This is a genomic window from Ruegeria discodermiae (assembly GCF_030758345.1).
GTDB lineage: Bacteria > Pseudomonadota > Alphaproteobacteria > Rhodobacterales > Rhodobacteraceae > Ruegeria_C.
This window is the reverse complement of record NZ_JAVAMO010000006.1, coordinates 47,886-72,193: the sequence shown is the minus strand read 5'-3', so window position 1 is coordinate 72,193 and position 24,308 is coordinate 47,886. Positions and strand designations below refer to the sequence as shown.

General features: G+C 60.7%; 22 protein-coding genes and 1 pseudogene. 12 read left to right on the top strand and 11 right to left on the bottom strand.

What is annotated here, in order from left to right:
• Window positions 1-2: 2 nt before the first annotated feature.
• The 3 genes from Q5Y75_RS15050 to Q5Y75_RS15040 all read right to left on the bottom strand — a co-directional run bounded on the left by Q5Y75_RS15050 (window position 3) and on the right by Q5Y75_RS15040 (window position 3,501).
• A complete protein-coding gene (locus Q5Y75_RS15050) occupies window positions 3-1,253 on the bottom strand; it encodes an FAD-dependent oxidoreductase (RefSeq protein WP_306198891.1) in 1,251 nt (416 codons plus the stop codon).
• Between the two features lie 171 nt (window positions 1,254-1,424).
• A complete protein-coding gene (locus tag Q5Y75_RS15045; protein WP_306198890.1) occupies window positions 1,425-2,474 on the bottom strand; it encodes an aromatic ring-hydroxylating dioxygenase subunit alpha in 1,050 nt (349 codons plus the stop codon).
• A gap of 97 nt (window positions 2,475-2,571) precedes the next feature.
• Window positions 2,572-3,501: a LysR substrate-binding domain-containing protein gene (locus Q5Y75_RS15040; RefSeq protein WP_306198888.1), complete on the bottom strand. Its 930-nt coding sequence runs from the start codon at window positions 3,499-3,501 to the stop codon at window positions 2,572-2,574.
• Window positions 3,502-3,595: 94 nt separating this feature from the next.
• Between Q5Y75_RS15040 and Q5Y75_RS15035 the strand changes: the two genes are divergently transcribed.
• The 3 genes from Q5Y75_RS15035 to Q5Y75_RS15025 all read left to right on the top strand — a co-directional run bounded on the left by Q5Y75_RS15035 (window position 3,596) and on the right by Q5Y75_RS15025 (window position 6,099).
• On the top strand, window positions 3,596-4,681 hold the full coding sequence (locus Q5Y75_RS15035; protein ID WP_306198886.1) for a hypothetical protein: 1,086 nt from the start codon (window positions 3,596-3,598) through the stop codon (window positions 4,679-4,681).
• Between the two features lie 152 nt (window positions 4,682-4,833).
• Complete coding sequence (locus tag Q5Y75_RS15030) at window positions 4,834-5,778, top strand: fatty acid desaturase family protein (protein WP_306198883.1); 945 nt, start codon at window positions 4,834-4,836, stop codon at window positions 5,776-5,778.
• A 3-nt stretch (window positions 5,779-5,781) separates the two neighbouring features.
• Window positions 5,782-6,099, top strand: a complete 318-nt coding sequence (locus tag Q5Y75_RS15025; RefSeq protein ID WP_306198881.1) for a non-heme iron oxygenase ferredoxin subunit — start codon at window positions 5,782-5,784, stop codon at window positions 6,097-6,099.
• Between the two features lie 3 nt (window positions 6,100-6,102).
• Here Q5Y75_RS15025 and Q5Y75_RS15020 read toward each other — a convergent pair whose 3' ends face one another.
• The 4 genes from Q5Y75_RS15020 to Q5Y75_RS15005 are packed head-to-tail and all read right to left on the bottom strand — an operon-like array spanning window position 6,103 to window position 9,501.
• Window positions 6,103-6,984, bottom strand: coding sequence for an amino acid ABC transporter permease (locus Q5Y75_RS15020; RefSeq protein WP_306198879.1), 882 nt, complete (start codon window positions 6,982-6,984; stop codon window positions 6,103-6,105).
• Window positions 6,985-7,040: 56 nt separating this feature from the next.
• A complete protein-coding gene (locus Q5Y75_RS15015) occupies window positions 7,041-7,874 on the bottom strand; it encodes a transporter substrate-binding domain-containing protein (RefSeq protein WP_306198877.1) in 834 nt (277 codons plus the stop codon).
• A 36-nt stretch (window positions 7,875-7,910) separates the two neighbouring features.
• Entirely contained in the window at window positions 7,911-8,753 is an 843-nt protein-coding gene (locus tag Q5Y75_RS15010) for an amino acid ABC transporter permease (protein WP_306198875.1), read from the bottom strand.
• Window position 8,754: 1 nt separating this feature from the next.
• Complete coding sequence (locus Q5Y75_RS15005) at window positions 8,755-9,501, bottom strand: amino acid ABC transporter ATP-binding protein (RefSeq protein ID WP_306198873.1); 747 nt, start codon at window positions 9,499-9,501, stop codon at window positions 8,755-8,757.
• Between the two features lie 272 nt (window positions 9,502-9,773).
• Here Q5Y75_RS15005 and Q5Y75_RS15000 point away from each other — a divergent pair, with 272 nt between their 5' ends.
• The 9 genes and pseudogenes from Q5Y75_RS15000 (at window position 9,774) to Q5Y75_RS14960 (ending at window position 20,883) form a co-directional block, all read left to right on the top strand.
• Complete coding sequence (locus Q5Y75_RS15000; RefSeq protein WP_306198871.1) at window positions 9,774-10,352, top strand: carboxymuconolactone decarboxylase family protein; 579 nt, start codon at window positions 9,774-9,776, stop codon at window positions 10,350-10,352.
• 11 nt (window positions 10,353-10,363) lie between these two features.
• Window positions 10,364-10,951 (top strand): helix-turn-helix domain-containing protein, encoded by a 588-nt coding sequence (locus tag Q5Y75_RS14995; protein WP_306198869.1) that lies wholly within the window; start codon window positions 10,364-10,366, stop codon window positions 10,949-10,951.
• Window positions 10,952-10,963: 12 nt separating this feature from the next.
• A complete protein-coding gene (locus Q5Y75_RS14990) occupies window positions 10,964-12,346 on the top strand; it encodes an MATE family efflux transporter (protein WP_306198867.1) in 1,383 nt (460 codons plus the stop codon).
• A 201-nt stretch (window positions 12,347-12,547) separates the two neighbouring features.
• Window positions 12,548-12,790: a hypothetical protein gene (locus Q5Y75_RS14985; protein WP_306198865.1), complete on the top strand. Its 243-nt coding sequence runs from the start codon at window positions 12,548-12,550 to the stop codon at window positions 12,788-12,790.
• A gap of 73 nt (window positions 12,791-12,863) precedes the next feature.
• Complete coding sequence (locus Q5Y75_RS14980) at window positions 12,864-13,445, top strand: ImuA family protein (protein ID WP_306198863.1); 582 nt, start codon at window positions 12,864-12,866, stop codon at window positions 13,443-13,445.
• Window positions 13,360-14,838, top strand: a complete 1,479-nt coding sequence (locus Q5Y75_RS14975) for a Y-family DNA polymerase (protein ID WP_306198861.1) — start codon at window positions 13,360-13,362, stop codon at window positions 14,836-14,838. Before Q5Y75_RS14980 ends, Q5Y75_RS14975 begins: the two co-directional genes overlap by 86 nt.
• On the top strand, window positions 14,835-18,179 hold the full coding sequence (locus tag Q5Y75_RS14970; protein WP_306198859.1) for an error-prone DNA polymerase: 3,345 nt from the start codon (window positions 14,835-14,837) through the stop codon (window positions 18,177-18,179). The genes Q5Y75_RS14975 and Q5Y75_RS14970 overlap by 4 nt, the downstream gene beginning before the upstream one ends.
• A gap of 289 nt (window positions 18,180-18,468) precedes the next feature.
• Window positions 18,469-19,791, top strand: a complete 1,323-nt coding sequence (locus Q5Y75_RS14965) for a transposase (RefSeq protein WP_306199212.1) — start codon at window positions 18,469-18,471, stop codon at window positions 19,789-19,791.
• A 381-nt stretch (window positions 19,792-20,172) separates the two neighbouring features.
• Window positions 20,173-20,883: pseudogene (locus Q5Y75_RS14960) on the top strand (IS6 family transposase).
• 36 nt (window positions 20,884-20,919) lie between these two features.
• Here the strand turns inward: Q5Y75_RS14960 and Q5Y75_RS28515 are convergent.
• The 4 genes from Q5Y75_RS28515 to Q5Y75_RS14945 all read right to left on the bottom strand — a co-directional run bounded on the left by Q5Y75_RS28515 (window position 20,920) and on the right by Q5Y75_RS14945 (window position 24,297).
• Window positions 20,920-21,156, bottom strand: a complete 237-nt coding sequence (locus tag Q5Y75_RS28515) for a cytochrome b (protein ID WP_371933271.1) — start codon at window positions 21,154-21,156, stop codon at window positions 20,920-20,922.
• A 619-nt stretch (window positions 21,157-21,775) separates the two neighbouring features.
• Window positions 21,776-23,032, bottom strand: coding sequence for an MSMEG_0569 family flavin-dependent oxidoreductase (locus tag Q5Y75_RS14955; protein ID WP_306198857.1), 1,257 nt, complete (start codon window positions 23,030-23,032; stop codon window positions 21,776-21,778).
• A gap of 10 nt (window positions 23,033-23,042) precedes the next feature.
• Complete coding sequence (locus Q5Y75_RS14950) at window positions 23,043-23,321, bottom strand: MSMEG_0570 family nitrogen starvation response protein (RefSeq protein WP_306198855.1); 279 nt, start codon at window positions 23,319-23,321, stop codon at window positions 23,043-23,045.
• A complete protein-coding gene (locus tag Q5Y75_RS14945; RefSeq protein WP_306198853.1) occupies window positions 23,314-24,297 on the bottom strand; it encodes a sll0787 family AIR synthase-like protein in 984 nt (327 codons plus the stop codon). Before Q5Y75_RS14945 ends, Q5Y75_RS14950 begins: the two co-directional genes overlap by 8 nt.
• Window positions 24,298-24,308 lie beyond the last annotated feature (11 nt).

Here is a 24,308-nt window from a genome sequence, read left to right as displayed (position 1 = left end):
TTCTATCGCGCTGTAGTGGTGCCAGCTTCCATCACGAAATCCAGATGCCGGAACCGGTCAAGGGTGAAGGCGGCCATCAGCGGGTGCGGCGCGCCCTTGGCGACCAGATGTGCCAGGGTCAGGCCGCCCGCCGGGATCGCCTTGTAGCCGCCCCACCATCCGGCGGTGACGAACAGGCCCGGCACCTCGGTCTGATCCATGATGGGTGAGGCGTCATGGGCGATATCCAGATGCCCGCCCCATTGGCGCAACAGCTTGAGCTTCTTGAAGCGCGGGAACAGCGACAGCATCGCGCTGACCGTATCCTCGAACACATGCTGCTTGATGTCGCGGCGAAAGCTCTGCCCCATGTCCGGCGCGCCGCCGATCACCATCTCGCCCTTGTCGGACTGACTGAAATAGAACCCGCTATCGGGGCAGTTCACGATCACGTCGATCAGCGGCTGCACCGGCTCGGACACAAACGCCGTCAGGTTCATCGTGCGCAACGGCAGCCGCAAGCCCGCCGTTTCGGTCAGCGTCGTGGTATGGCCCGAAACCGCCACCACCACCTTATTGGCCCGCACCGTTCCACGGCTGGTAGCGACCCCTTCGATCGCGCCTTGCGCACCGCGCAGCAGAGAGTGCACCGCAGTCTGTTGGTGGATCTCGACCCCCATCGCATCCGCCGCGCGGGCATATCCCCAAGCCACCGCATCATGCCGGTTCACGCCCGCATCGGTATGGACCATGCCGCAAATCACCGGCAGACGCGCCTCCGGCCCGCCCCCGGTCAGGGCCGGAATACGGCGGCGCAGCTCTGCGGTCGTAATCTGTTCATAGGTCGAGCCATAGATATCCATCACCAGTTGCCGCCGCCGCAGCTCGCGCAGCTTGGGCCAGGTCTGGACCACATCCACCATGGTGCGCTTGGAATGCATCATGTTGAAGTTCAACTCGCGGGTGAGCCCTTCGTACATGGCGACGGATTTGACATAGAACGGGATCGAAGCGTCCCGCATGTAATTCGACCGGATCGTCACCGTATTGCGCGCGATATTGCCGCCACCCAGCCAGCCACGCTCCAGCACGGCGATATTGATGACGCCGAACTCCTTTGCCAGATAATAGGCTGTCGCCAGCCCATGGCCCCCTGCCCCGATCACCACCACGTCATAGCGATCCTTCAAGGGTGGGCTGCGCCAGGCCAGCGGCCAGTTCCGATGTCCCGAAAGCGCATTACGCGCAAGCGAGAAGAGGGAGTATTTTTGCATATTCGTAACAATATTGACCACAGGTCACATTGCGTCAACGGGTTTAGGCGCTGAAGTACCTCATGCCGCGTCCGGGCGGCTTTGCCCCTGACCAACCGCCGATGTATGCAGCTTTTTGATGATCTTTCAGAGAGCTTGACGTCATGCGGCAGGCTCATCCGCAGCTTGGCCTCAGACCTGTGTCAGGGCCACGTCGTGATCATTGGCTTCGGCCTTGATGGCGCGCTCCAGCACCCGGCGGAACTGCTTGGCCCCGGCATCCAACCCCAGGTCGATATGGGGCGTTTTGGCGTGTTTCATACCCAGATGTACCTTTTCCAGCACATCCTTATCCTCCAGAAACGCCATCCGCGCGCCGTCATTCATGAAAGTCGACACTTCGGCATTGTCGGGATCGGAATTGCGGTGCTGAAACCAGAAATACCGGGTCCGGTCCGCATCAATCGGCGTCATGAAATTGTAAGAGATATTGATGAATGTCTCCTCAACCGGCGCCTTGTCATAGCCACCTGTACCCACCGGGGTATAGATCGACTTGTTCAGTGCAATCGCGGGCAGGCACATCTCGTAATGCTGCAGACGGTCGCAATCGCCCTCAAACGCCACCAGCTTGGCATAATAGGGTGAGGGCGGCTTGTTCTCGATCCAGCGCGAGACGATGACACCGCGATCGGTCTTTTCGACATTCAAAGGCTCTTCGTCGGTCCCGGCCCCGGCAAACGAGGTGACATGGACCCAGGCTACATGGCTGGGATCAAGCAGGTTGTCGCAGACCCACAGGTAGTGACAGTCGATATCCATCACCCCGCCATCGGTCAGGCCCCAACTGGCATCGTCGTAATTCTCGACCGGGAGTATCTTGTCGGGATCAGCCAGCGCCGGATCGCCCATCCAGATCCACAACAGGCGATAGCGGTCGACCACCGGATAGGATTTGACCACCGCCCGGCGCGGGGTCATGCCACGCTGGGTGGGGCTGTCGATGCAGGCGCCCGAACAGTCAAAGGTCAGCCCGTGATAGCCGCATTCCACGTTATCCCCCTTCAGGTTGCCCTCTGACAGCGGCAACTTGCGGTGCGGGCAGGCATTTTCCAGCGCAACCGGGCTACCGTCCTGCTGCCGGTAGAGCACGATATTCTCGCCCAGAAAGGTCTCTGCCCGCAGCGCGCGCCCGATATCCGCGCTCCAAGCTGCGACATACCAGCAGTTTCTCAGAAACATGAAAGCGCTCTCCGTCTGGTCAGATGGCTGGGGGTAGTATGGCGCAGCGTCGGCCCCTTGCGCCATGCCCGATTGATAATGACACATATAAGGAACACTAATCCAACCGACCCGCAGGTGGCGGAATATCGGGCTGCGCATCGGCCTCGGAGCGGATCCAGTTCAGAAACTCGCTTACCTTCTGGCTGTCCCTGCTCTCGTGTCGCCGCACCAGCCAGTAAGACAGCGGCGATTGCGTCAACTGCGCAAAAGGCCGGACCAGCCGCCCATCGCTCAGCGCGTCGACGACCAGAGGTTCGCGTCCAAGGGCGACACCCAACCCTGCGATGGCGGCCTGCACCACCATGTTGGACTGCCCCAACCGCCGCGTGCGCAAGGGCGATGGCAGGGTCAGGCCGCATTGCTTTGCCCAGAACTCCCAAGTGGGGCTGGCAGCGCCGTGATGCAGGTTTTCGTCCACCAGCAAACTGTGACGGGTCAGGTCACCGATCCCGCACAACTCTGGCAACAGGGCCGGGGCGCAGACCGGGAACAGCCGTTCGACCATCAGCAGGTCAACCTGATAGCCGGGAAACTCTCCCAACCCATAGCGAATGCCGATATCCGCATCAGCGCCGGAAAACGGCTGCTGGCCGGTATCGGTCGCGATCGAGATCGACAGGTCGGGATGCGCCAGATCGAAGTGAATGAGCCGCGGAAACAACCAGGTGAAGGCAAAGCCGGGCAGGCAGGAGATCACGATCGTGTGGTCGGTGCGGGTCTTGTCGCGCAGCTGCGTGCAGACATCCGAGATCCGCCCCAGCCCCTCGGATATGGCAAGCGCCAGTTGCTCACCCTCGCGGGTCGGGCGCGACTGCCGCGCGCCACGCACCAGCAGATCGCGGCCAAGCCATTCCTCCAGCGTACGCACATGCTGGCTGACCGCGCTCTGGCTGACCCCCAGCTCTGCCGCGGCCGAGGAAAACCCCGCATGACGCACAACGGCCTCAAAGGCGCGCAGAGCAGAATAGGGCAGGTTCAGGATCATATTAGTCACCCTAATGCTTACCATTATCACTTTCAAATGGATCAGAGCCCGTACCGGGCAGTATTTTACAAGCACTTCACAGAAGGAGTGGTTGATGTCAGAGATGACGCCCGAACGGGGTGCGTGCAATCTGCTGGTGAACTGTGCCCACGCGCGGGCCGGTGACCGGCTGCTGATTGCCTATGAACCGCCCGAGTTCGGCTATTTCGATGCCGACAGCGTTGATATCGTCACCCGCACCGCCCGGTCGCTGGGCCTATCGGTCGATGCGGTGGATGTGGGGTTCAACCCCGACAATCCGCACTTGCCTGACGACCTTCTGGCCCGGTTCGAGGCCGCCGACATCATTCTGTTCCTCGCTCGCCTTGGCGATCAGCTGCGGTTCTCGGACATGCCACAGGGCAAGAAGATCATCGTCAGCTTTGCCCTGACGCGAGAGCTGTTCGGTTCAGGGTTTTCCAATGGCCATCACGACGCCTTCATGGAGATCAAATCCGGGATCAACACGGTGCTGGATGCCGCAGAAGAAGTGCGGGTCACCTGCCCGCTCGGCACCGATGTGCGTGGCCGCCCAGTGATGGATCTTACCCCCTCGGGCGACACCTCGATCCTGCGGTTTCCGATGTCGGTCTTCACCCCGGTGCCTGCATACAGCTTTTCCGGGCGCGTCGCGGTCGGGTTCCTGACCGGCACCGGCTCAAAATACTATGACAATTACACGATCGAATTTGACCACCCGGTCTTTGCTCATATGGAACAGGGGCGTCTGACTCAGTTTACAGGCGATCCCGCCAACGCGGCACGGGCCGAGGCCCAATATGACCGGGTGGCCGGGCAGTTCGGCATCGACCGTAATTGCGTGCATTCCTGGCATGCAGGCATCCATCCCGGATGCGGATATCCCTGGGATATGCGCGAAAATTTCGAGCGTTGGGGCGGGGCCGCCTTCGGCAATCCGCGCTTGCTGCACTTTCACACCTGCGGCGCTTATGCGCCCGGTGAGATCAGCTGGAACGTGATCGACCCCACCATCGTGATCGACGGCGTGACCTATTGGGACGCTGGCGTATTCCATGCCGAACGCCTGCCCGAGGGGCCATCGATTCTGGCCCGGCATTCCTGCGCGGCGGCGCTCTTTGCCGATCCTGATCCCGATATCGGGCTGCGCATCGCGATCTGAGCTGCCGGGCTTGATCGAATCGCGCCGCGCCGGAATAATCCCTTGCTAATAGGGCCGGTTCGAGGTGGCCCTATGGTGCGGAGCACTCCCGTCTCCGGTGCCGGTCTATGCGTCGAGGGTCCGCCCCCGCACCGGCAAATTGTGGAACTCACATGTCCAACGCAATCGTCACGCCGCTGACTCAGGCCCTGGCCGAAGGGAAATTGACACGCGAAGAGCTTAAGGGATTCATGCAGCGCTCGAATGGGCCGGGGCTACGTCATCTGGCGCTTTGGGTGCTGCTGCTGGGTGTCACCACCACCCTGATCACGCTGGCCTGGAACTCCTGGCTGATCTGGCCTGCCATGTTCGCGCAAGGAGTCTTTCTGGTGCATCATTTCTCTCTGCAGCATGAATGCGTGCATTACACCGTGTTCCGGACCCGCTGGCTCAATGATCTGGTCGGCCAGATCTGCGGGTTGATCATCGTCCTGCCGCATCGGTTTTTCCGCTACGAGCATTGCGACCACCACACCTATACCCAGCTCACCGGCGAGGACCCCGAGCTGATACCCCTGCCCTGGACGCTTGGTCAGTACCTGCTGTACCTGTCCGCCCTGCCTTATTGGCGCGGCAAGTTCACCGAGCTGTTCCGCCATGCCTGCGGAAAGCTCAACGCGGCAGAACTGCGCTTCATCCCCAAGGTTGAACACAAGGCGGTCTATCGCGACGCGCGGCGGATGCTGGCGATCTATGCGGCGCTGTTTCTGACCATGGCGCTGACCGGCTGGTGGGGCCTGATCTGGTACTGGATCATCCCGCTGTTTCTGGGTGAGCCGGTGATGCGGTTCGTGCGGATGACCGAACATGTAGGGCGGCCCAACGTCGCCCAAATGTCGGAAAATACCCGTACAAATCTGGTCTCGGCCCCGGTGCGGTTTCTGTGCTGGAACATGAACTACCACGCCGAGCATCACTATGTCGCCTCAGTACCGTTCCATGCGCTGCCGCGACTGCATGACAAGCTGAAGGATCACATCTTTGTCGAACCCGGCGGCTATCTTGCCGCCCATCGCGACATCCTTCGACAGATCCTGCGTCAGAAACCCGAGCACTAAGCCATGGCGACGAAAAAACCCTGGCGGGACGTGATCGAAGTCACCCGGCTTGAAAAGAACTGGGTCACGCGGGTCGAGGTCGGATCACGCATCATCGCGCTCTATGATACGCCCAGCGGTATCTATGCCTCGCTGGCGCTGTGCAATCATGGTGGCGCGGACCTGTGTGACGGCTATTTCGACGGGCATGTGATCGAATGCCCGCTGCATCAGGGCGCGTTCGATGTGCGCGATGGCAGGCCGGTGTCGGCCCCGGCCACCCGGGCGATGCGGATGTTCGAGGCGCGGGTGGAAAACGGCATGGTGCAGGTCAGGATGTGAGGCTCAGCGCTTTTCCGACTTCTTCTCCAGCCGCGCAAAGATGCGGCTGAGGCCGAAGCAGACGATGAAATAGAACGCTGCCGTAGTGATCCACGCCTCGAAGATCATTCGGGACGAGGCCACAAGCTCGACCGTCTTGTAGGTCAGTTCCTGCACCGAGATCAGCGACAGGATCGAACTGTCCTTTATCAACGAGATGAACTGATTGGCCAGCGGCGGCACCACCTTCTTCATCGCCTGCGGCAGCACTACATAGCGCAGCTCCTGCATGTGGCTCATGCCGATGGAGCGCGCTGCCTCGCGCTGGCCCTTTGGGATCGACTGGATACCGGCGCGCACGATCTCGCCCACAAAGGCGCTTTCGAACAGGGCCAGAACGATCACGCCCGACACCAGCGACGGAAAGCGGCGCATCTCGCCAAAGAAGAAGGTCCAGATCTGGTTGTCCTCTTGCCGCGCGATCCCGCGCGCCCAGCGCTCAAGGTTCAGCGCGTCGATCAGTTGTTGCGACAGGAAAAAAAAGAAGATGAAGACCACCACCACCGGCGGCACGTTGCGCAGAAACTCAAGATAGGTCCGCGCCAGCATCCGAATGGTAAGATTGGCGGAACAGCGTGCAACCCCCAGAATGGTGCCCAGAATCAGCGCCAAAATACCGGAATAGATGCTGATGCGGATCGTCGCGACCAAACCCTGCAACAGCAGGTTGGCGAAATACTCCTCGCGGCCGGTATGCCAGCCGACGATATAGCCGGGGATCAGCTCCCATCGCCATTTATAGTTGAGCGTGCCCTCGATCGAGAGCCAGATATACCCGAAAAACGCCGCCAGAACCGCCACGATCACATAGTCGGGCCATCTGAGTCTCTTCAGGAAGGATTGCACCGGGCAAGCTCCGCATCAGGGTCCGGGGGCCGCATCGCCGCCCCCGGTGATTTCGGTTACTGGGCGACCTGATCGGCCCAGTCTTCGGTGCCGAACCAGTAGGCGTGGCGCTGTTCCAGCCAGCCCGAGCGCCATTGCTGGGCGATCCAGTTGTTGAAGAAGTTCATCGCATCCGGGTCCCCCTTGCGCACGCCAAAGGCCTCGCCGCGCGGGTCATAAAGGTTTTCGAACGGAACGATCAGCGTCTCGGGGTTACGGCCCGCCTCACGGTTCGGCGTCGGCTGCGCCGCCATCGAGGCATGGGCATTGCCGTTCAGCACCTCCTGGGTCGAGGCCCCGTCCTCGTCAAACAGCAACAGCGTGGCGTCGGGAAAGTTCTGCGCGATCACCGTTGCGGGCGTTGCGCCGCGACGGGCGGCGAAGGTGACATCGGGGCTGTTGAAATCCTCCAGCGCCATGCCTTCGGTCATCGACTTGTTGGCCAGGATGGCAAGACCGGAATAGGCATAAGGGTCGGTGAAATTGATCGTCAGATTGCGCTGCGCGGTCACCGACATGCCCGAGATGATCACATCGAAATTACCCGAGACCAGTGCCGGAATGATCCCGTCCCAGGCGGTTGGCACGAACTCGACCTCGACGCCCATATCCTCGGCCAGCTTGCGCCCGACATCCAGTTCAAACCCGATCAGATCGCCGTTCTTGTCACGCATCGACCAGGGCACGAACAGGGACAGGCCGATCCGGATCACCCCATCCTGCTTGATGGTTTCAATCACGCTTTCGCTGGACAAGCCCTGTGTCGCGCTCTGCGCCCAGGCCGAGGTTGCCATTCCGGTTGCCACAACAGCGCCCAGTGCGGCCCCGAGCATTCTGCGAGTAAGCTTCATCTTGGTTCTCCTTGTTGTCCGGTCAGTTTTTCAGATTTATTGGTCGACGGCATATTTCTTCTCCAGATGGGACACGCCGATCGACAGGATCAGGGTCACCACCAGATAGACCAGAGCGATGGTGAACCAGATTTCGAAACTCATGTAGGTATCGGAAATGATGTTGCGCCCGAAAGTGGTCAGTTCGGCCACCGCGATTACGCTGACAATGGCCGAGGATTTGATCAGATGCACAACCTCGCCCGTCATCGGCGGCAGCATGAACCGCACCGATTGCGGCAGGATGATATAAAGGTAGGTCTGATAGGGGCTCATCCCGATGGATTTGGCGGCCTCCCACTGGCCCGCCGGGATGGCGTTGATACCGGCGCGCAGAATTTCTGAGATCAGCGCCGAATGGAACACCGCAAGCGTCAGGATGCTGGCGAAATAGCGATCAAAGCCAAAGATCGGCCCCAGCACGTAATAGAACAGGTAGAGCAGCACCAGCAGCGGGATGTTGCGGATCAGTTCCAGATATCCGACCGCAACCGCCGCCCCGATCACCAGACCAGACAGGCGCAGCAACGCCACCAGCAGGCCGATCGCCGTGGCCAGCAGAAAGGCGGTGACCGAAAGTTTGATCGTGGCAACCAGCCCGATGGGAATCTCGCCCCATTCGAACCCGACCTCGGTATTGCGATAGAGGAATTGCGGCACCCGGTACCATTGCCAGTTATACCCCATCCCCTGCGCCCCGGTGTAGGCGCCATAAGCGATCAGCCCGACGATGATCGCGTAAATGGCGACCGAGACCGGAACCGATCCGAAAAACCGCTTGTGAAACGGCAGCTTGGGTAATGCCTGCCCGCGGGACCGTGATATGCCCAGATCGCTCACCTCAATGGGCCAGAATCTGATCCAGGAACAGGCGGCAGCGCTCGCTGGAGGGTTGGGTGAAGAATTGCTCGGGCGGCGAGATTTCGACGATCTGGCCCGCCTCCATGAAGACCATCGTGTCGGCCACCTTTCGGGCGAATCCCATCTCATGGGTGACGACGACCATGGTCATCCCGGTCTCAGCCAGTTCGACCATCACGTCCAGCACCTCGTTGATCATCTCGGGATCAAGCGCCGAGGTCGGCTCGTCAAACAGCATGATCCGGGTTTCCATGCAGAGCGACCGCGCAATGGCCACGCGCTGCTGCTGGCCGCCGGAGAGCTGGGCGGGATACTTGTCTGCCTGTTCGGGAATATGCACCCGGTCGAGATAGTTGCGCGCGGTCTCTTCGGCCTGTGCCTTTGGGATCTTGCGCACCTTCATCGGGCCGATCATCAGGTTTTCCAGAACGGTGAGATGCGGGAACAGATTGAACTGCTGGAACACCATGCCCACTTCCTGACGCAGCTCACGGATATCCTTGGCGCCCTCATAGACTTCGATCCCGTCGATCACCAGGCGCCCGGAATTGTGCCATTCCAGCCCGTTGAAACAGCGGATCAACGTGGATTTGCCCGACCCCGAAGGGCCGCAGATCACCACTTTCTCGCCCTGATGAACCGTCAGATCGATGTTCTTCAGCGCCTGAAACGTGCCATAGAATTTGTCCAGATTGCTGACTTCGATCATCGGGGCGGGGCGGGTCATGCCGCGCCTGTCATCTTCGGGGGCAATTTGGTCGCCTGCCAGTGATCCAGAGCGCCCGCCGCGCAGCCCCCAAACAGACAGGGACCGGTCGCATGGCGGACCCCCGGCTGGCGATGCGAACGGGTGGAGCAATCGGGCAAGGCCTCAGAACCCCCAAATAGTTGCGCTCTAATCAATATGGTTGCTTAATACGCAATACTCGTCAATAAAAAACTCAGCGATCCGTGTGACGCTGCCCAAGATTTGTGCTGAACCCAAGGGAGGAGCCGCAAATGTCTGCCTGGATCAGGATGATACAAGACGAAGAGGCGGACGACCAGTTGAAGGTCATGCTGGATCTTGCGCGCACACCGCATGGAACGGTGGACAATGTGATGCGGGTCCATTCGCTGCGGCCCAACACGATGAAGGGTCATGTGGTTCTCTACCGGGCCTGCCTGCACGACGGTGCCAACACCGTGCCGATGTGGCTGCAAGAGGTGATCAGCTCCTATGTCTCGACACTGAATAACTGCCACTACTCCTACGCCAACCACTGGGCCAACGCCCGGCATCTGATCGGCGATGATGCCCGCGCCGACCTGATAGAGGCAGCGCTGCAGGCGCGCAGCCCCAGCGACGCTTTTGAGGGGGCAGAGCTTGCCGCATTGACCTATGCTGAGAAACTGACCCACTCGCCCGGGAGCATGGAAGAAGCGGATGTGACCGCGCTGAAATCCGCGGGCTGGGGGGATGGAGAAATCCTCGAAATCAACCAGATCGTTGGGTATTTCAATTACGCCAACCGGTTGTTGAACGGGCTGGGCGTCACCACCCAGGGCGATGTTGTGGGCTATTACAGCAGCGATTGACAGGACGGATCATGCAGGGCGACGCACCGGGAAGACAGATCGACCGCGCCATCGGCGCTTCGCTGAAGGAATTGCGCCAGACCCGCAAGCAGTCGGCCCGCCGACTGGCCGAGCTGTCGGGGATTTCCGCCGCCATGGTCAGCCGCATCGAAAACGGGCTGGTCTCGCCGTCGATCGACACGCTGGCCGCGTTGGCCGAGGCGCTTGAGGTTCCCATCGTCTCGCTCTTCCGCAAAGCCCGCACCGATCACACCGACTACACCTTGGTGCGCCATGGCGAGGGTCTGAAATCGACCCGGATCGCCGGGGGGCACAGCCACGAATATGTCAATCTGGCGATGCATGCCCGCAAGGACCTCCGGTTTCAGGCCCGCCGCGTGACGCTCCTGCGCGAGGGCGGGCGGCCCCCCACTTATGTGGGCCACGGGGTGGTCTTTGTGCAGGCGCTTGAGGGCGAGGCCGTCTATCGCTATGGCGAGACCCGGTTCACGCTGACCGCAGGCGACAGTATCAGCGTCGATGCCGAGCTGAACCATGGCTTCGTCGAGGTGCTGACGCCCGAATTTGTCTTCCTGACCGTCCAGGCCGAACGCCCGTGACGGGCTGCTGACATGGCCGCTCCTGTCGAGCTTGACCTGACACGCGGGCCGATCTCGGGGCATTTTCGCGCCCTGGCCATACCCGGTGCGATCGGGATGGTGTTCAACACGCTCTACAACATCGTGGACATGTTCTTTGCCGGGCTGCTCTCGACCAGCGCCCAGGCTGGTCTGGCGCTGGGGTTTCAGGCCTTTTTCGTGGCCATCTCGGTCGGCATTGGCCTGGGCGCCGCAATGAGCGCGCTTGTCGGCAACGCGCTCGGCGCCGGAGAGACCCGCAAGGCCCGGCGGCTGGCCGCGCAGGGCCTGAGCTATGGGCTTGTGGCAGCCGGGCTGCTGGCGCTGGCAGGGCTCTGGTACGGACCGGCGCTGATCCGGCTGGTCTCGGTACCGGGCGAATATCGCGATGCGGGGCTGCGTTATTTCCACTGGCTTTTGCTGGCGTTGCCCGGGTTTCTGCTGGCCTTCGGGTGCAATGGCATCCTGCAGGCGCATGGCGACGCGGTGTCGATGCAGCGCGCGCTCATGGTCGCGTTCTTTGCCAATATCGGGCTCAATCCGCTGCTGATCTATGGCATTCCCGGCCTGATCCCGGGCATCGGATTCGACGGGCTGGCGGTATCGACCGTGCTGAGCCAGACCGGGGTGATGCTGTTCATGATCCGGCAGGTTCTCAGGCGGCGGCGTATGCGGCGGCTCAGGCTGGCAAACCTTGTTCCGCGCCTGACCGCATTTGCCGAGATTTCAGTACAGACCCTGCCCACCGCCGTGTCCTTCATGGTGATGCTGCTGTCGGGGTTTGTTATGCAGTTCGCGCTGAAGCTGTTCGGCGAGCATGCCATCGCCGGGTTCGGGATCGCCATCCGGCTGGAACAGATCCTGCTGCTGCCCGTTCTGGGCGTCACCGGAGCGCTGTTGCCAATCGCCTCGCAGAACTTCGGCGCGCGGGATTACGAACGGGTCCGAATGGCGGTGTTCTATTGCTGGAAGGTGGGCTTCGTTATGACCGCCATCGCGGGCCCCGCACTCTGGATCTTTGGCCGATCCCTGCTGGGATTGTTCACCGATGACCCCGAAGTCATCCGTGTCGGGCTGAGCTATCTGCGCGTCGATAGCGTGATCTTGCCGGTCTATATGATGCTGTTCTCGATCAACTCTTTGCTGCAAGCCTTCAAAAGGCCCATCTGGACAGTCTGGATCAGCCTCTATCGGCAAGCCTTTGGAGTGGCGTTTTTTGTGTGGCTTTTTATCGGCGTCTGGAGGTTTGACGAAATCGGAGTCTGGTTCGGAACCGCCGCCGCCGTGGTCACCGGATGGATGATTGCCCTGCTGATGACGACATATGTTGCCCGACACGAGATCGGCGGCCTGTGGAACCCGCCGCGCCGGGCCTGACCCCCTGCCGGGAGGCGTATGTTTGCGCTCAGGCTGTTGGGAATCCGGCCAAAGCGTACCGCGTTCCGGCCACGCTCTTGATGGGCCTTTTCTACTGCTTACCTGCGGTTTGTTCTTCACGGGACAGGGCTGGGCGAGGGTTCGCGACCTGATGACCTCAGCTTCCCGTGAAGAGAAGCCAACCCGTGAAAGGACCAATGGATGCTCTGGAATAACAAAGTTGCGGACGCTGTACAGAAGCGGACCCATGACCTGCTGGATATCATTAAGGCCGGGCAGGATGCCCGCCTGAAGGGATTGACGCTGGACGACAACCCCTACTGCATCCTCTCCGAACGTCCCTTCATGTTCATGTGGGACAAGGGCTGGAAAGCGGAAGACTGGGCGCAGGCGGCCAATCCTGAAATGGCGCTTGAGCCGATTACGCCGAAAGTGACCCACTGAACCTGCATGAACATGGCATCCTGTGGCAGAGACGCTCTCGCATCTCTGTCCCGATTGCCTATACTCAGCGCTGATGACTGACGCTGCGATCCCGTATTATCCGCCGAAAAAGCACCGCACCCATGAGGCCTGCGGCGCCGGAGCGGTGTTTTTCGCCCTCGTTCTGGCCGCCCGTCTGGGCGGGCCGGTGATCTGGGTGCGCGAAGCCTGGCAGACGGCGCAGCTGACCCCGTCGGGGTTTCACCCGATCCTCGACCCGGCCCATCTGCTGATCGCCTCGGCCAAAGACCAGATCGAGGCCCTGGCGGTAACCGAAGAGGCGCTACGCTCGGGCGCGGTGTCGCTGGTGGTGGCCGAGTTGAGCAAACCGCTTGATCTGACCGCCGGGCGGCGGCTGCAATTGGCTGCTCGCGACGGCAAGGCCACTGCACTGGCGCTGATCCCCGAAGGCATGGGCAGCAACGCGGCCGAAACGCGCTGGTCCTGTGCCCCTCAATTTCACCCGGAGGACTCGACTCGGCACCGTTGGGAGCTTATTAAGAACAAATCAGGAACATTGGGGGTCTGGGATGTTCGATGGGATCACTCGGCGCGTCGTATCGCTGTGGTTCCCCCGGTTGGCCAGCGACCGGGTTCTGCGGGCGCGCCCGGCTGAGGGGCCATTTGCCCTGACCCTGATCCAGAGCAATGCCAACCGTCTCTATTGCCTGAACCGGGCGGCCGAGGATCAGGGCCTGAACCGGGGCATGTCTTATGCGGACGCCCGCGCCTTCTGCCCCGACTTGATCAGCCAGCCCGCCCATCCGCAGGCCGATGAGCGGTTTTTGATCGCCCTGCGCCGCTGGGCCACGCGCTATTGTCCCTGGGTCGGGCTGGAGGGGCGCGACGGGCTGGTGCTGGATGTCACCGGGGCGACCCATCTGTTGGGCGGCGAGGCAGCCCTGATCGAGGATATCCGCCAACGCTTCGCACGAGCCGGGATTTCAGTTCGGATCGGCATGGGGGATACCCGCGGAGCCGCCTGGGCGCTGGCCCGCCATGGCGGCGGCGTGGCCGCTGCGGGGGATATGCTGGCGGCCATCGGCAAACTCCCGGTGGCGGCGCTGCGGCTGGAGGAGAACATCTCCGTTGCCTTACAACGGCTGGGCCTGCGCACCATTGCCGATCTGTCCCATGCCCCCCGCGCGCCGCTGGCGCGCCGGTTCGGAGCGGGGCTGATGATGCGGCTGGATCAGGCGCTGGGGACCCAGCCCGAGGATATCTCTCCGCTCGCCGATCCGCCCCATTACGGCACCCGCATGACCCTGCCCGAACCCATTGGCCTGACATCGGATGTGATGGCGGGCACCGCGCGCCTGCTGGGCCAGCTTTGTACCAAGCTGAAAGCGCAGGAGGCCGGCGCGCGGGTGCTGACCCTGACCCTGCGCCGGGTCGATCAGGACAGCCAGCAGGTGGAGTTGCGGCTGGCCCGCCCCCTGCGCGACCCGCACCGCATCCTGCCGCTGTTTCAACGCGGCGTGGACGCGGTGGATGCAGGGTTCGGCATTGATCAACTGCGGCTTGAGGCTACGCAGGTCGAACCGTTGCCGGTTCAGCAGGTCAGCCATGTCTCGGTCGGGCGGCAGGACAAACTGGATGACCTCATCACCCGGATCGGCACACGGATCGGGCTGGAGAATGTGCAGCGTTTCCTGCCCGCCGACAGCCATATCCCCGAACGCAGCTTCCTGATTGCCCCTGCCGCATATTCGCAACCCGAACGCGGGTGGAGCGCCCCGCGCCCGCGCCCGCTCTGCCTGTTCCCACCCGAACCCATCGCAGGCACCGGACCGCATCCGCCGCGCCAGTTCCGCTGGCGGCGCATGTCGCTGACCATCGGGCGCGCCACCGGGCCGGAACGCATCGCGCCGGAATGGTGGCTGAGCGATGAGAGCTGGCGGTCGGGCCTGCGCGATTACTGGCAGGTGGAAACCCGGCAGGGTCGCAGGCTCTGGCTGTTTCATACCCCGCAAAACCCCGGCTGGTTCGTGCAGGGAGAGTTCGCATGACCCCTCCCGAGCCCCAGATCCTGCCGCCCGAACCGACCTATGCGGAACTCTGCGTGACAACAAATTTCACCTTCCTCACCGGGGCCTCCCACCCCGAGGAAATGGTGACACGCGCCACGGAACTGGGCCTGAGCGCTATCGCCATCACCGACCGCAACTCGCTGGCCGGTGTGGTGCGGGCGTTCCGGGCGCTCAAGGAACTCAAACGCGGGGTTGAAGAGAAAATCCGCATCCCCTCGCAGCACCGCACCGATAGCTGCTCGCGGCAGGAAATCGGCAACCCGAGCGACATTCCCCGCCCCGAAACTGCGCATCTGCCCAAGCTGATCGTAGGCTGCCGTCTGGTCTTGCGCGACAGCCCCGCCCATTGGCTCGCCCTGCCCCGCGACCGCGCCGCTTATCAGCGGCTGACCCGGCTACTGACCCTCGGCAAACGCCGTGCCGAAAAAGGCGCGTGCGATCTGGACCTGCGCGACCTGCTGGGGGCCGGTCAGGGCATGATCCTGATCGCCCTGCCGCAAGGCCCGCTGAAACCCAACATAAGCGCGATCCGGCAGGTGCAACGCCGCTTTCCCGGCCATGTCTTTCTAGGCGCGGCCCCACGCTATGACGGCTCGGATCAGGCCCATTTCGGTGCCTGCGCTACGCTGGCGCAGCGCTGCGCGACCCCGATGGTGGCGGTGGGCGATGTGCTGATGCATCGCGGCAGTCGCAGGCAGTTGGCTGATGTGCTGACCTGCATGCGCGCGCATGTCACCATCGACCGGATCGGCACCCGCGCCCTGCCCAATGCGGAACGCCGCCTGAAAGGCGCGGTGGATATGGCCCGCCTTTTCCGCCACCACCCCGCCGCCCTGCGCCGCACGCTGGAGATTGCGGCCAAATGCAGCTTCGACCTGAGCGAACTCAGCTATGAATATCCCGATGAGATCAGCGATGGCGAAGCTCCACAAACCCGGCTGGAGCGGTTGACCCATGAAGGGCTGCACCGCCGGTACCCGCAAGGCGCGCCCAAGCGGGTGCATGACCTCATGGAAAAGGAGTTGAAGCTGGTCGCGGAACTTGGCTATCCGGCTTATTTCCTGACCGTGCATGACATCGTGCAATATGCGCGCTCCATCGGCATTCTCTGCCAGGGGCGCGGATCAGCGGCGAATTCCGTCCTGTGCTACCTGCTGGGCATCACCGATGTCAGTCCAGATATGATCGCCATGGTGTTCGAACGCTTCGTCTCCAAATACCGGGGCGAGCCGCCCGATATCGACGTGGACTTCGAACATGAACGCCGCGAAGAGGTGATCCAGCATATCTACAAGACATATGGCCGTCACCGCGCGGGGCTCTGCGCGACGGTGATCCATTTCCGCTCGCGCGCCGCGATCCGCGAGGTGGGCAAGGTGATGGGGCTCAGCCAGGACGTGACCGCCAGCCTCTCGGGCCAGATCTGGGGTATGTCCAATGGCGGGGCCGATCCCGAGCGTATCCGGGAACTGGGCCTCGACCCCGATGACCGGCGGCTGGCCCAGACCATCCGCCTGATCGGCGAAATCATCGGCTTTCCCCGGCATCTGAGCCAACATGTGGGCGGGTTTGTCATCACCAAGGGGCGGCTGGATGAGCTATGTCCCATCGAAAACGCCGCCATGGACGACCGCACAGTTATCGAATGGGACAAGGACGATATCGATGCGCTGAACATCCTCAAGGTCGATGTGCTGGGGCTGGGCATGCTCAGCTGTATCCGCAAGGCGTTTGACCTGATGCGTGAACATGAGCGCGAAGACCTGACCATCGACACCGTCAAGCAAGGCGACACTGCCACCTATGACATGCTCTGCAAGGCGGATGCGGTGGGAGTGTTTCAGGTGGAAAGCCGGGCGCAAATGAACTTCTTGCCCCGAATGCGCCCCCGTGAATTCTACGATTTGGTGATCGAGGTCGCCATCGTCCGCCCCGGCCCCATTCAGGGTGGCATGGTCCAGCCCTACATCAAGCGGCGGCAAGGGCTGGAACAGCCCGAACCGATGTGCCCCAAGCTGGACAAGGTCATGGAAAAGACCCTGGGCGTGCCGCTGTTTCAGGAACATGCCATGCAGATCGCCGTGGTCGCCGCAGGGTTCACCCCGGAAGAGGCCGACCGCCTGCGCCGCTCGCTCGCCTCGTTCCGGCGCATGGGCACCATCGGCGCCTTTCGGGACCGCTTCATTGAGGGCATGCTGCAAAACGGCTACGAGTTGGAGTTCGCCAAACGCTGTTTCAGCCAGATCGAGGGCTTCGCCGATTACGGCTTTCCCGAAAGCCATGCCGCCGCCTTTGCCATGCTGGTTTATGTCTCGGCCTGGCTGAAATGCCACCACCCGGCGGTGTTTGCCTGCGCGCTGCTCAATTCGCAGCCAATGGGGTTCTACGCTCCGGCCCAGATCGTGCGCGACGCGCGTGAACACAGTGTTGAGGTGCGGCCAATCTGCGTCAATGCCTCGACCTGGGACAACACGCTGGAACGCCGCGCCGATGGCACGCTGGCGCTGCGGCTGGGGTTCCGCCAGATCAAGGGCTTCAAGGAAGAGGATGCGGAGTGGATCGTGACGGCGCGCGGCAATGGCTATCGCGATCCCGAGGCGCTGTGGCTGCGCGCCGGGATCAGACCGGCGGTGCTGGAGCGGCTGGCCGAGGCGGATGCGTTTTCGGACATGGGCCTGACCCGCCGCGACGCGCTCTGGCAGGTCAAGGCGATCAGAGGGCAGCAGCCGCTACCGCTGTTCAACGACCCGATCGACGGGGAAAGCATCAACGAACCGCAGGTCGATCTGCCGGTCATGCATCTGGGTGAGGAGGTGGTGGAGGATTACGTCTCGATGCGGCTCACCTTGCGCGCCCATCCGATGGAGCTGCTGCGCCCCTCGATGCCCGGTCTGACACCGCATGACCAACTGGCTACCGCGCCACTCAGCCGCACCCATGTCTGCGGTCTGGTCATCACCCGCCAGCGCCCCGGCACCGCCTCGGGCGTGATCTTTCTGACGCTGGAGGATGAGACCGGGGTCAGCAATGTGGTGGTCTGGCCCAAGATATATGACCGCTTCCGGCGCGTCGTGATGGGCGGGCGGCTGTTGCGCGTCACCGGCTATCTGCAGCGCGAAGGCATCGTGGTGCATCTGATCGCGCAGGATATTCAGGACATGTCCCACCGCCTGACCGAACTGGGTCACCCGATGGACGAGGCCATCGGCATCACCCAGCCGCAAGCCGACGACGCCCCGCGCCCACAACGCCAACCACCCCGCGCCATGCATCCGCGCGAACAGGCCAAGCGGCTGTTCCCCAGCCGGGATTTTCACTGAGATATATCGGAGGGAGTATGGAAAGTTGCGCATCTTTGACTCAATTCGGCGATTTTTCCGAATCCGCTCAATGGGCCGCGTCACGCAATACTGATCCAAACGTCAAGCATTCCTGACCCAAACCGGGCGTTCAAGATGTCGCTGCGGATCTACACAGCCTCTCCGGATAGTGTTGAAAAAGTCGATTGATTGGTTGGTCGGTCGCTGATTCACTCGTTTTGAGAGTGGAGGTGGGGCGATGATGGGAGCGAGGCAGCTGGCGCAGGGTGCGCTGTTCTAGGAGTTTTCAATCGAGGAATTTGTGCCCGAGGATCACTCGCTACGCGGCATTGATCGTTTTCTGGATCTGTCTGTCGTTCGACCGCTTCTGGCACCATCGTACAGCACGCATGGTCGTCCTTCGATTAACCCTGAGTTGATGATCCGGATGCTGTTGTTGGGCTATTGCCAAGGCATTCGATCCGAGCGCCGCCTCTGCGAAGAGGTGCATGTTAATCTGGCGTACAGATGGTTTTGCAGGCTTGACTTGACTGACCCAGTGCCTGACCATTCGACCTTCTCAAAGAACCGGCATGGGCGTTTCCGGGAGAGCGGTTTGTTCCGGCAGCTCTTCGAGACAGTTTTGCAGCGCTGCATTGATGAGGGCTTGGTTGGCAGCGAGAGCTTCGGCATCGATGCCAGCCTGATCCCGGCGAATGCGAACCAGACACGCGGGATCGACAGTAAGGAAGGCCTGCCATCCAACCTAACAACCCGCGTCGTTGAGGAATTTCTCGAGACACTTGATGACGCGGCATTCGGAGCCTCGACCAAAGTCGTTCCCAAATACATCTCGCCTGTCGATCCTGCGGCGCGCTGGACGGGGGCAGACGGTGGAGCAGCGTTCTTCGCTTACTCGACCAACTATATGGTGGATTTGGACAATGCCGTGATTGTTGATGTTGAGCCATCTGTTACGATCCGAACCGCTGAGGCCTTTGCCGCAAGGCGTATGATCGACAGGATCACAGACCGCTTTAACATTACCCCGGACAAATTGGTTGGCGACACCGGCTACGGTTCAGCAGAAATGTTGGGCTGGTTGGTGGAAGAGCGCGGCATCGCTCCACACATTCCGGTCTGGGACAAATCCAAACGGACGGACGGCACATTCTCACGCGAAGACTTCGTCTACGACCCCGCTGCCGATAGCTACACATGCCCCGGCAACAAGGAACTGAGAACGTATCGCAGGACCTTCTCCAAACCGCGAAAGCCCAACGGCGGTAAAGACGGGTTCATTAAATATCGAGCCTCAAAACACGATTGCGACGCCTGCCCGCTCAAACCGCAATGTTGCCCAGGGGACCCTGGCAGGCGAGTGATGAGATCCGTACACGAAGCTGCACGAGATGTGGCCCGCAACATACGCAAAACCGATGCCTACATGACCTTGTTCATTCAGAGGCGGAAAGTCGAGATGCTCTTCGCCCATCTGAAGCGATACATCGGCGTGCCGATGCTGCGGATTCGAGGACCCAAAGGCGCATATGAACAGTTCCAACTCGCAGCAACTGCTCAAAACCTCAGGAAACTCGCCAAGCTGGTTCCGCGACAACAACCAATAGGCTGAAAGGAACGGCAAAGCTGCTTTGAGCGCAACCCACCGGCAGCCCCAACGTCAACTTCTTCAACACTATCCGGACGGTTCTGCCGTTGGCTGCTGGCGCACCAACGGCAGCTTTGGTTTGTCTTACGCCAATACATGCCAAAAATCTAAGTCCACCGAACTCGGATCAAACATCTCCAGCATGGGGGTGCAATCTTTGTTGCCCACAAACCCTGCACAAATTTCGCGGGCGGCAACCGATGTCTCTACAAATGCGATTTCCGAATAAGTGCTCTCATCTACCCGAGCTACGAAGTGGGACTTCGCCGGTGTTGTCACATTAACTGCCGTTCGGTTGCTCATGCACGCATTTGGACGTAGGTGACATCGATGAAGTGATCATCAATCTGCTACAAAGGTTACCGATTTCCTCCTCAGATCATTGCGCACGCGGTGTGTCTATACGTTCGCTTCAATCTGAGCCTGCGGGAAGTTGAAGAGATGCTGCTGCAACGCGGGATCGATGCCTATTGCGAAACTGTCCGGCGTTGGGTCATCAAGTTCGGGCCGGCGTTCGCGCCAAACTTGTTCGGGCCGGCGTTCGCTCGAAACTTGCGGCAGAGACAGAACCGCCCAGGTGATGTCTGGCATCTGGATGAAGTTGCCGTGAGAATATCGGGTCGCAAGTATCGGCTTTGGCGCGCAGTCGATCAGCACGGCGTGCTAGACGAAATCCTCCAACCAAAACGCAACAAATGGACGGCAAAACGACTGTTGCGCCGCGTGATCAAGTGTGATGGTTTCATTCCCAAGCGGATCATCACAGACAAACTACGCTCGTATGACGCCGCCAAACGAGAGATCGCGACAGGGTTGGATCATTGGTCGCACAAGGGCTTGAACAATCGAGCCAAGAACAGCCATCTTCCATTTCGAAAGCGGGAACGGACGATGTAAGGCCATCGCTCTTCGGGCGGACTACAGCGGTTCGTGGCGACCCAATCAGCCAACCGCAATTGCTTCAGCGTGCCCGCCCGCCGCCGCGCCGCCTCAACAATCCGATATCACCGACTAGAGGCATTTGACGCTTGGAGTGCTGCCACACAGGCCGCTTGAAATCCAAAAAACCAGGATCTCTATGTGGATCGAGAGTTAACGTGACAATACCAGATTTACTAAACTCCAGGCGCTCCGCAGCATCACAAGCATAAAGAGCGTCACTCCCAGATCAGTGTGGTAACGCCACAAGGCATCTCGGATTTCATTCCCACGTGGTAGCAAGGCTCGCGCAGTTGCAGACGTATACTGGGCCAGAAACAGGACTGCCATGCCCCTGTGGAACGTCCGAATCACAGAACCATAACGGTTTGGATGATCGATCAATTGCATAAAGCTACCTCCAATGGCTGGGGTACTCAAAAAATGATTTCACCAGAAAGCGAATTTCAGTCTGCATCCTTGGGGTAGAACGCAGAATACAGACCTTTCCGTCGTTCAAGTCTCTAATCGCGTTTGAGAAGTGGCCGACTTCATTGCAAGAACTATCGGGCGAGCACAAGTCAATGACCCTACTGATTGTGAAAAGGCCGCCTCTGCCGCCCAACAGATGTAGTACCGGTTCACTTTCGTGAAAGCGGGCTGACGCGCACCAGCGTTGCCTGGGCAGCTGACATGGTTTCGGCTGCACGCCGCCCTAAGCTGACCTCCACAACTCGGTCAAGACGCTGCGTCGTGGCCCGTCGATCCGGACATTCGCTGCTGACGCGAAACTTGAGACCGATCGAACTCACGGTTTGCGGGACCAAGTTGCCTTATTTTTTTCGCCCCACCAGTATGTGAATAAGAGAGCCAAAGCCATATCGAAATCGGATTTGAGCCAATGCAAGGTTGGATTGCAATAATTTGGAGTTTCTTCAAGCAAACCCCCAAGCAAGTCATATTAGAGCTATTGCTCGGATTCGTTGCGGGCTTAATGGTCTTCAAACTCCGCTCGCTGCTTGGCGTCCGATCAGGACGCAACCAACAGTCCTGATTTTATGTACGCCTCAATTGCCTCTGCAAGGTACCGCGCATCTTCATCGATCCCCAGGAACCGCCCCGATCCCCAGGTGTTCAGCCAACCCAGCCCTACGAAGTAAAACCCGTCCTCGCGGCAAATCCCTCGGTCGTAGACCGGTCTTCCGCGCGGATCGAAGACATCAACATCGATCCAGTCATAGTCTGGTCGAAAACCGATGGCCCAAAGAATCGAGGTAATCCCCTCGACCTCACAATCAATCTCGGTGATCTCCTGCGCGGGATGCCAGAATTTCTCAAAGGCGGGTTCTGCGGGTGCGTCTATGTTGTTTTTCTCGATATAGGCATCAATCGCCTGCCGGATACCGATATAGCTGTCATCCGCATCATCAAGGTTGGTCCCAAGATCCGGTAGAAATCGGATCCTCTGACCCTCCATCCCGGCGACCGAACCGTAGAGTGAAACACCCTCCAGCGCGAATTTGCGCAGGTCGATCTCGTGCCCGCCATCGCGGCCGGTCATATAGTGGTTGGTTTTGGTCAGGGCGTGTTCCGGGTTGGGATGCTGGTCGATGGTGATGTGGTAATGGCCCATCTCATACAACCAGTCGGTCGCATCCCGCCCGCGATACTTTCGCGGAGAGCGGGGGGCCGGGCCAACCGCCAGATGCACCTTGCGCCCCTGAAGGTGCATGTCTTCCATCAACTGCACCCCGGACTGTCCGGTGCCCACGACAAGTGTCGCACCCTCGGGCATTTGCTCGGGTCTGCGGTAGTCGACCGAGTGCACCTGGACAATGGACGGGTCAAGTTGATCAGTATATGGCGGCACAATCGGGTTGTCATATCCGCCTGTGGCAATCACCACCTGATCGGTTGTGAAGTTACCCTTGCTACTGTCCACAAGATATCCGCCGCCGGGGCGTTTGGTGATCCGGGTGACAGAGCAATCCTCGATGATTGGCGGGTTAAAGGTTTCAGCGAACGCATCAAGGTAATCGGTGATCTCATCTTTGACCATGAACCCATCCGGATCGTTTCCCTTGTACGGGAAATCCGGCAGGCGGCATTGCCAGTTCGGCGTCACAAGACAAAAGCTGTCCCAACGGTTGACGCGCCAGGAATGGAACTTGCCGAACCGCTCAAGCACCACATGGTCAATGCCCTTTCGGCACAGGTAGTAGCTGACCGACAGACCGGCCTGACCACCCCCGACGATGACAACGGTTTTTTGTTCACGATGGGTCATGTCATTCTCCTCAGGAGATCGAGAGGCAGGTGATTTCAGCCGGTGTTTTGAAAGTGCTTGCCTTACGCTTAATCCGGGCCAGTTGGACATCGGCGCTGGTGCAACGATAGCCGAATTTGGCCTCGACCCGAGTGCTGGCCTGTTCCAAGGCCTCGCGGCAACGGGCCAGGAAATCGTCCAACGGATAGGTCGCGCCAGCGGTCAGGAATTCATGTACGATGGTCGATGGGGAGTAGCACTCCTCGGTCTGATCGTCCGGCCAACGAATGGTGAAACGGGTCTCAGGCATGCGGGGCCTCTTTTCCGGAAAGGTTCAGGTAGGGCGAGCGGGCATAGTCCCAGAACAGCGCTGATCCTTCCCGGCCCGTCAGGTGAACGGCATTGCCTTCGGTCACGTCACCGCAGATCGTGGCGGCCACACCGCGGTCTTGAAATGCCTCGCAAACGGCATCGGCGCGATCTTCGCTTGCGCTCAGCAGAAAGCCAAAGCTGGGAAAGCTGCGCAGCCAGCGATGCAGATCAACGTGGTCTGGGCGCGGCAGAGCCTCGACCTGAATGTCGATGCCGACGCCCGAGGCCTCGGCCAGCATCAGAGCGGTGCCCACGATGCCCCCCTGGCTGATATCCTTGCCTGCCGTGACATGACCGGCCTCAGCCAACGTGGGCAGGATTTCCATATTCTCGCGCAGCATCGCGGGCGGTGTGGTCAGCGCCGCGTTCCAGTTGTCAAACGGCTCGCGATAGCTGCCGCGTAAGTCGACGGCGCAGATCAGCACATCGTCGGGCTTGGCAATAAAGCTGGATATCACCCGTTTCGCATGACCAAGGATCGAGACGGACAGCTGCAGATCATCGGTCCGCAGGTTGGTATGCCCCCCGACGATTGGAACGCCATAGGTCTGCGATGCAGCCTTCATACCGGCCAAAACCGGCTGTGCCTGCTCTGCACTCGGCGCCCAAATCGCATTGGTCACGCAGCGTGGCCGTCCACCCATCGACAGGATATCCGAGATGTTGACCATGACCCCACACCATCCGGCAAACCACGGGTCGGCCTGTACGAACGCGTTGATGAAGCCTTCGCAAGCGAACAGATCATAGCCGTCTTTGGTCGGCAGCACGGCACAGTCATCGCCGGGCTGGCCGTCGCTAGACTGGGTCAGGCCCAGCGTTGCAGTGCTTTGTGCGATGTCGAGCTTACCCCTGACCGATGGGTGCTCTCGCAGCTCGCGCACCATTTGGCGCAGGGGGATATGCGGTTTCACAGCAGTTGCCC